Source organism: Hydrocoleum sp. CS-953 (assembly GCF_002260545.1).
GTDB lineage: Bacteria > Cyanobacteriota > Cyanobacteriia > Cyanobacteriales > Microcoleaceae > Trichodesmium.
The window spans coordinates 1-1,890 of the sequence record NZ_LGSU01000175.1; the positions used below are offsets into that span (position 1 = coordinate 1).

Below are 1,890 nucleotides of genomic sequence, written 5' to 3' on the forward strand. Positions count from 1 at the left end.
CATATCCACTTTGATTGTTAATTCTCAAACTTACAGATTACCCGATATTATTTCAAATATTTCTCCACAATCAAAAATACTTGATACTAATACCTCAGTAGCAGAATTTAGTCAATCAGCTACAATAACTATATCTACTCCCAAAAGTAGACAAAATTCCACAGTTAAACCCAATAATAATCAGGTTAATTTATCAGAAGTTTCTGAATTTATTTTATCGTCAATTAAATCTCCTATAAATCCTGATACTAGAATCACTATTAAGGCAGTAGGTGATATTATTCCAGGTACTAATTATCCGAAAAATAAATTACACCCAAAAAAACAAGACCTATTTGCATCAGTCAAACCACTTCTGCAAGATGCCGATATTGTATTTGGTAATTTTGAAAGTACCTTAACAAGTTACCCAAGAAGTCGCAAAAGAATGGGTAGTGGTCGAGTATTTGCTTTTAGAACACCACCAGATTATAGATATTTATTGAAAGATGCTGGTTTTAATGTATTGAGTGTGGCAAATAATCATTCTTTCGATTTCTTCAAGCAAGGTTTTGAGGATACAATTACCAATATTCAAAGTTTAGGAATGCAGGCAGTTGGTAAAAAAGGAGAAATTGTTTATCGGAAAGTTAAAGGAATTAATATAGCGTTTATTGCTTTTAGTAATTATAGTTATCATAATTCTATGCTTGACCTAGATGCTGCTAAGAAACTTGTGGAAGAAGCAGATGAAAAGGCAGATATTGTTGTTATTTCTGTTCATGCAGGTGCAGAGGGAACTAGAGCTTTAAGAGTCAAGAATAAAACGGAATATTTCTTTGGTGAAAATCGAGGAAATAAGGTTTTATTTGCTCATAAGTTAATAGATGAAGGTGCAGATTTGATTTTAGGTCACGGTCCTCATGTACCTAGAGCAATGGAAATTTATCAAGGAAAATTAATTGCTTATTCTTTGGGAAATTTTATGGGTTATCGTACATTGTCTAGTAAAGGAAAGTTGGGATATTCTTTGGTTTTAGAGTTAGATGTTAATCCTAGAGGAGATTTTGTTTCTGGGAAAATTTTACCTGTTCATTTGAATAGTAAGGGTATTCCTTATCCTGATAAACTTGGTCGAAGTATTAAGTTAATTAGGGAGTTAACAAAGAAAGATTTTCCGAAGACAATGTTAGAAATTGATGCTGAAGGGAAATTAGAAGTTAAAAGTTAAAAAAGAATCTGCTTTAGATGTTGTTGTGGAGTCTTTTCTAATTTTTTTGGAAAAACTTATCGGGGAATTTCCAAAAGTTTTTGTTGGAGAGTAGAAAGATTCAATTCTGACGGTGGTATTAAATTTCTTCTATTTGTGATTGAGCTTCTATTGTTCTATACGCAATAGGGAATTTTGCTTCAAAGAAACAAGGTTTCGTGGCGATTGAATCAAATTTTTATTTTTGATTTCTCTTTATTGCTCTATACACAATAAAAGTTTTTGCCTAGTATTTTCTGATTTCTGGGAAAATTTGTCACAGGGGTGGAAAAGGTCGCGCCGAACCTACTATCAAATTTCTATTTTTGATTTGTCTCTATTGCGCAATACGCAATAGAAGTTTTTACCTACCATTTTCTGATTTCTGGGGAAAATTTTGTCGGAGGTAGTCGGTAGGGGTTTGGTCTCCAAACACTTTTCTATTTCTGATTTGTCTCTATTGCGTATTGCGCAATAGAAGTTTTTACCTACCATTTTCTGATTTCTGGGGAAAATTTTGTCGGAGGTAGTCCGTAGGGGTTTGGTCTCCAAACACTTTTCTATTTCTGATTTGTCTTTATTGCGCAATACGCAATAGAAGTTTTTACCTACCATTTTCTGATTTCTGGGGAAAATTTTGTCGGAGGTAGTCGGTAGGGGTT

2 protein-coding genes are annotated in these 1,890 nt (G+C 33.3%); one reads left to right on the top strand and one right to left on the bottom strand.

Annotated features, from left to right (window positions below; translation table 11 throughout):
• A partial coding sequence (locus AFK68_RS01400) for a CapA family protein (protein WP_246843924.1) occupies positions 1 to 1,210 on the top strand: 1,210 nt, incomplete at its 5' end.
• A 330-nt stretch (positions 1,211 to 1,540) separates the two neighbouring features.
• On the opposite strand, the gene AFK68_RS37920 is transcribed toward AFK68_RS01400, so the two are convergent.
• The coding region (locus AFK68_RS37920) for a hypothetical protein (RefSeq protein ID WP_210407164.1) at positions 1,541 to 1,890 on the bottom strand (350 nt) is incomplete at its 5' end.